Source organism: Pseudogracilibacillus amylolyticus (SeqCode) (genome assembly GCF_051918545.1).
GTDB lineage: Bacteria > Bacillota > Bacilli > Bacillales > Amphibacillaceae > Pseudogracilibacillus.
The window spans coordinates 1-5,135 of record NZ_JBPPZG010000250.1 but is presented as its reverse complement, the minus strand read 5'-3'; the positions used below and the strand labels follow the sequence as shown (position 1 = coordinate 5,135).

Genomic DNA, 5,135 nt, shown 5'->3' with positions numbered 1-5,135 from the left:
GTGATAAATTACGTGAAGAACTGGTATGGAGTGGATTTGGCCCACTTTCAAATAGTTGTTGGATCACTCCGAACAACCTCCAAAAAGAAATCAATCTCATGATCAAAAAATATCAAGTAGAAGAATATGTAACCTATTTTCACGCATCGTATGAAGGGATGCAAACACACCTAGACTTAGTGAAAAAGTGTTGGGACTTAAATGAAATTAACGAACAATATGCTGGATTCATTGAGCAATACAGCCAAAACTATATTATTCATAAAAATAAAATTAGTAAAAATGAAATGAGTGACAGCAGTTGTTTTGTAGAAAGTGCACTGCTCGTTCACCAATATCGAAAATTTTTATTTATCGACCCAAGCTTGCCAGATGAACTTTTACCAGAAAAATGGCTGGGCGATTCAGCGACTGCATTATTTAAAGACTATAATGCTATTTTATCAAAACCCGCAAAACGTTTTTTCGAATCCGTCTTTGAATTAGGGGAACCGATCAAACAGCGATAGAGAGATTTTTGAGGAACAGTGCCGATTGAGGGAGAGATGCGCCTTTTGGGGAAACATGCGACAATTCGAAGGGACATGTGCCTTTTTCAGAAAATACGCGCCAATTCGAAGAGACATCCGCCGGTTTCAGAATACATGTGCCGATTCGGAAAGACATGCGCCGGTTTCAGAAATTATGTGCCGATTCGGAGAGACATACGCCAACCCGACAACCTCTCTTCACACATCAAAAAACTTGACTGTCAACATTGGCAGTCAAGTTTTTCTCCTATACTTTCACTTTTTCCCTTTCAATTTTTTCAAAAATTGCCGGATCTTGATATTGTTCTGCGTTTCTTACATATGTTCTTATTGTAAGATCTAATAATTCCTCATCTTGCTCGGTTAATTGTCGCACAACTTTTCCAGGGCTTCCAAGCACGAGTGAATTCGGTGGGATCACTTTACCCGCCGGGATCAATGCATTGGCACCAATAATAGAGTTTTCTCCAATTATCGCTCCATCCAAAACAGTCGCTCCCATTCCGACGAGTACCCCTTTTTTCAATGTACAACCATGAATAATTGCATTATGTCCAACGGTTACCTCATCTTCCACAATTAACGGATATCCTTCATACAAATGACAGACCGTATTTTCCTGGATGCTGCAACGATCTCCTATTCGAATCTGATCTTCGTCGCCTCGTAAAACGACATTAAACCAAATACTCGTCTCGGCGCCGATTTTGACGTCACCAATGACTTTAACGCCATCTGCGATGAAAGCGGACTCATTTACTTGCGGAATAAATTCTTTATAACGATAAAACATACCATCCCCCCTTGAATCCATTTAATCAACCATGCGCAAGCAAGTCAATAGGTAAAATTTAGGTGACTTTTGTTTTTTCAAACAAGTGCGTACTATGGACATTGACTCTTGCCTTAGGATCAATTCGTAATTTCGCTTGATTCACTGCTATCGTTGCTTCACCAAAACCTGTTGCAATTAGTTTTGGCTTCCCTTTATAAATACAAATATCTCCAGCTGAATAGATGCCAGGAATATTTGTCTCCATTTGTTGATTCACACGAATCGAATTACGATGTATATCAAGTCCCCATTTTTTTAACGGACCTAAATCCGTGACAAAGCCGAAGTTTACAATGATACTATCGACATTTAGTAAACTAGTCTTTTCTCCTCTTACTTCTTTAATTAAAACTTGCTCAATATTGTTATCGCTTCCAAAAATCTCTGCCACTTCAAATGGTGTAATAATCTCCACATTAGATGTTCGCAACTCCGATAAGCTCGCCTCATGTGCCCGAAAACGATCACGCCGATGAATAAGTGTCACACTTTTAGCAAGCGGCTCGAGCGCCAGTGACCAATCAACTGCAGAATCTCCACCGCCACAAATGAGTACATCGTGGTTCTTGAAATCATCGAGTTTTTTAATAAAGTAATGTAAATTTTTCCCTTCATAAAAATCACAATTCTCAACTTCCAATTTCCGAGCCTGAAATGCTCCAGCGCCTGCAGTAATGATCAAATTTCGCGTCACATATCGATTTTTGGTCGTAATCAGTTCAAAAATTTCCTCATCCAAACGATTCACATGAAGCACTGATTCGCCTAACGTAATTTTCGGCGAAAAGGTAAGCGCTTGTTCATAAAGTTGATCGACTAAATCTTGCGCTTTTATTTTGGGAAAGCCCGCCACATCATGAATATATTTTTCCGGATAAAGTGCCGACAATTGACCACCAACTTCTGGCATACTATCGATCAGATGGACACTTGCCTCACGCATACCCGCATAAAAGGTCGTGAATAAACCAACGGGACCGGCGCCAATTATAGTTATGTCGTGAATTTCCTCCATCACTTACGCCCCCCTGACATAGTTTTCTTCTTTTAAAGGATCTCCCTCAAATGGTTCATCCGATATCTTGATTGAACCCGTTGGACATTCATCATGCGCATCTTCTAAATCGTCAAGCAGTTCCTCATCCACCGGCACATTCCCCTCATTATCGTCCCCTATATAATAAGATAAACCTTCCTCATCATATGCAAAAATCTCAGGTGCAATGGCTCCACAACTTCCACAGGAGATACAAGTTTCTTGATTGACAATTGTATACCTACACATAGCTCCACTCCTCACAAATCATTGTATAACGTTTTAATAACGTATATATTAATTATCGTTATAGTTATCATACATAAATCTTTTTTCTCTGTCAATATAATTTTTACATAATTTTGACAACAGCTATTGCTTACTTCGTTCTCTTTTGTTACGATAAAATTCATATGATACAACAAATACGTAAGCTTATATACTGTTATAAAGAGGAGTCGAACAACCATGCCAAACAAAATCTGCAACCTATTAAACATAAACTATCCAATTATCCAGGGCGGGATGGGGAATATAAGTAATGCCGAGTTGGCCGCTGCAGTTTCCGAAGCGGGTGGTCTTGGAACGATCGGCTGTGGGACAATGGAACCATCCGAAGTAGAAAAAATTATTACCGAAACAAAAAAACGAACAAAAAAACCGTTTGCCGTAAATATTGCGATTAATGTCACACCATATACCGACGCGTTAATCAAAACAGTTATCGAACATGAAGTACCCGTCGTCTCCTTATCAGCCGGAAACCCAGCGCCATATATACCAATCCTCCAAGAAAAAGGAATCAAAGTACTCACGATTGTAGCAGCGGTAAAACATGCAGAAAAGGCAGAAGCTGCAGGTGCTGACTCTGTTGTGGCTGAAGGGTTTGAAGCTGCAGGAATAAACTCAAATTTAGAACTAACGACAATGACATTAATACCCCAAATCGTCGACCAAGTAAACATTCCTGTTATCGCCGCCGGAGGAATTGGCGATGGTCGTGGACTTGCTGCGGCTCTCATGCTCGGTGCTTCCGGTGTACAAATGGGTACCCGCTTCATCGCAACAAAAGAAGCACCTTTTCATGAAAACTATAAATCTAAGATTCTCAATGCAACTGACACGACCACAAAAATTATCGGACGCACAGTCGGGCAAACTCGGCGTGTATTAGAAAATGAATATGCTGAAAAAATTGCAAGATTAGAGGAAAAAGGAATTACGACGGGGGAGTTCAGTACTTTAACAACAGAAGTTCAACATATAAAAGGCGCTATCGATGGAGATTTTTCAGAAGGTTTTATTAACGGTGGACAAATTTCTGGATTAATCACTACCGTTCCAACAGTAAAAGAATTATTGGAAGAGATGATGAAGGTTGCACGTGCGCAATTAAAGCAGCGACAAGGATTAATCTAAATTATTATTTTAATATGACTGAAATCTAATCCATATGTGTATTTGAAAACCGAATGTACTATAATGAATGTATACACTTCAGATGGAAGGATGAGAATTTTGAGTTTACCGGAAAAAAGTAATGTAACATTAAATGAATTCTATAATTTAAGAGAAAACTCAAATCAAATTATGGAATATATAGATGGTGTTATTTTTATGTCTCCTTCTCCATCCACAAAACATCAAAGAATTTCTGGACGTTTGTATGTTCAGCTTTTTCATATATTAGAAGGCTCTGACTGTGAAGTATTTCATGCTCCATTCGACATCGAATTAACAGATGAAACAATGACTGATACCAAAATTGTCGTTCCTGATTTATCCGTAATTTGTGACAAAAACGGGTTAACAGATGAAAAGTATATTGGCGTTCCTTCGATCATTATTGAGATTGTCAGTCCCTCCAACCAATCTCATGATTTAGTCTTTAAACTCAATCTCTATATGCAATATGGTGTAAAAGAGTATTGGATTGTAAACCCCATTCTAAATACAATCCAGCTTTACAATCTTGATGAACAAGGACAATACGAACTTCGTGATCTAGCAAAGGAAAAAGGACAGATTCATTCAACGATATTCCCAACCTTTATCGTTGATACCGAGAAAATTTTTGCTTAAATAAAGAGGTGTTCCAGATGAGAAAAGTAAAACTAAGTCAAATAAACGAAAACATAGAAACAAATCTACCTGCTGTAAAAAAAATATAAACAGTGAACACGGATTGCGAACTAACTCCAAAAAACGCAGAACTAAGAACAAACAAGACCTATTGTTAAAAATTACAAGGGCAACTTTAGAGAACGCCAAAAAACAAGGTAAATATAAAGTTATTAGAGAAAGGAAGTTATACTATGACCCGACTTAGAAAACTAAATAAAAGCTTCGAATAAAAAAGACGATCCTACCAAGGAATCGTCTTTTTTATCTTCTTTTAAGAAAAAATCTCATCGATTTCTTTAATTTCCTGCTCAGACAGTTCAACATCTAACGTTTTTAAATTACTGAGCACCTGATCTTCACGCTTGGCTCCAGGGATGACAACATCAATCGCGTCACGCGTCAAATACCAAGCGAGTACGACATGAGCCACCTCAGCATCTTTGGCTTCTGCGATTGCACGTATCTTTTCAATATTGGCCAGATGATTCTTAAATGTTTCCCCTTGGAATTGCTCCATATTTTTGCGAAAATCTCCTTCAGCAAACGTCGTCTCCTCCGTATATTTTCCCGCAAGTAACCCTGAAGCAAATGGGAAAAACGGAACAAATGA

The 5,135-nt window shown here is 38.5% G+C and carries 7 protein-coding genes; 3 read left to right on the top strand and 4 right to left on the bottom strand.

Features of this window, described 5'->3' with window-relative positions:
• A partial coding sequence (locus ACPYKA_RS18650; RefSeq protein ID WP_479543706.1) for a PaaX family transcriptional regulator occupies positions 1-509 on the top strand: 509 nt, incomplete at its 5' end.
• 268 nt (positions 510-777) lie between these two features.
• Here the strand turns inward: ACPYKA_RS18650 and ACPYKA_RS18645 are convergent.
• The 3 genes from ACPYKA_RS18645 to ACPYKA_RS18635 are packed head-to-tail and all read right to left on the bottom strand — an operon-like array spanning position 778 to position 2,650.
• On the bottom strand, positions 778-1,323 hold the full coding sequence (locus ACPYKA_RS18645) for a gamma carbonic anhydrase family protein (RefSeq protein ID WP_479543705.1): 546 nt from the start codon (positions 1,321-1,323) through the stop codon (positions 778-780).
• Between the two features lie 58 nt (positions 1,324-1,381).
• Positions 1,382-2,380: an NAD(P)/FAD-dependent oxidoreductase gene (locus ACPYKA_RS18640; RefSeq protein WP_479543707.1), complete on the bottom strand. Its 999-nt coding sequence runs from the start codon at positions 2,378-2,380 to the stop codon at positions 1,382-1,384.
• 3 nt (positions 2,381-2,383) lie between these two features.
• Positions 2,384-2,650: a ferredoxin gene (locus ACPYKA_RS18635; RefSeq protein WP_479543704.1), complete on the bottom strand. Its 267-nt coding sequence runs from the start codon at positions 2,648-2,650 to the stop codon at positions 2,384-2,386.
• 219 nt (positions 2,651-2,869) lie between these two features.
• On the opposite strand from ACPYKA_RS18635, the gene ACPYKA_RS18630 reads away from it, so the two are divergent.
• Both ACPYKA_RS18630 and ACPYKA_RS18625 read left to right on the top strand, forming a co-directional pair.
• Complete coding sequence (locus ACPYKA_RS18630; protein ID WP_479543703.1) at positions 2,870-3,820, top strand: NAD(P)H-dependent flavin oxidoreductase; 951 nt, start codon at positions 2,870-2,872, stop codon at positions 3,818-3,820.
• A 99-nt stretch (positions 3,821-3,919) separates the two neighbouring features.
• Positions 3,920-4,483 carry a Uma2 family endonuclease gene (locus ACPYKA_RS18625; RefSeq protein ID WP_479543702.1) on the top strand — a complete coding sequence of 188 codons (564 nt, stop codon included), beginning with the start codon at positions 3,920-3,922 and terminating at the stop codon, positions 4,481-4,483.
• A 313-nt stretch (positions 4,484-4,796) separates the two neighbouring features.
• On the opposite strand, the gene ACPYKA_RS18620 is transcribed toward ACPYKA_RS18625, so the two are convergent.
• Positions 4,797-5,135, bottom strand: a 339-nt coding sequence (locus tag ACPYKA_RS18620) for an aldo/keto reductase (RefSeq protein ID WP_479543701.1), incomplete at its 5' end; no start/stop codon positions are given.

Excerpts from the sequence above, each read along its gene's own strand:
- ACPYKA_RS18645 (WP_479543705.1), bottom strand. The coding sequence starts at position 1,323 with ATGTTTTATCGTTATAAAGAATTTATTCCGCAAGTAAATGAGTCCGCT.
- ACPYKA_RS18635 (WP_479543704.1), bottom strand. The coding sequence starts at position 2,650 with ATGTGTAGGTATACAATTGTCAATCAAGAAACTTGTATCTCCTGTGGA.
- ACPYKA_RS18640 (WP_479543707.1), bottom strand. The coding sequence starts at position 2,380 with ATGGAGGAAATTCACGACATAACTATAATTGGCGCCGGTCCCGTTGGT.
- ACPYKA_RS18630 (WP_479543703.1), top strand. The coding sequence starts at position 2,870 with ATGCCAAACAAAATCTGCAACCTATTAAACATAAACTATCCAATTATC.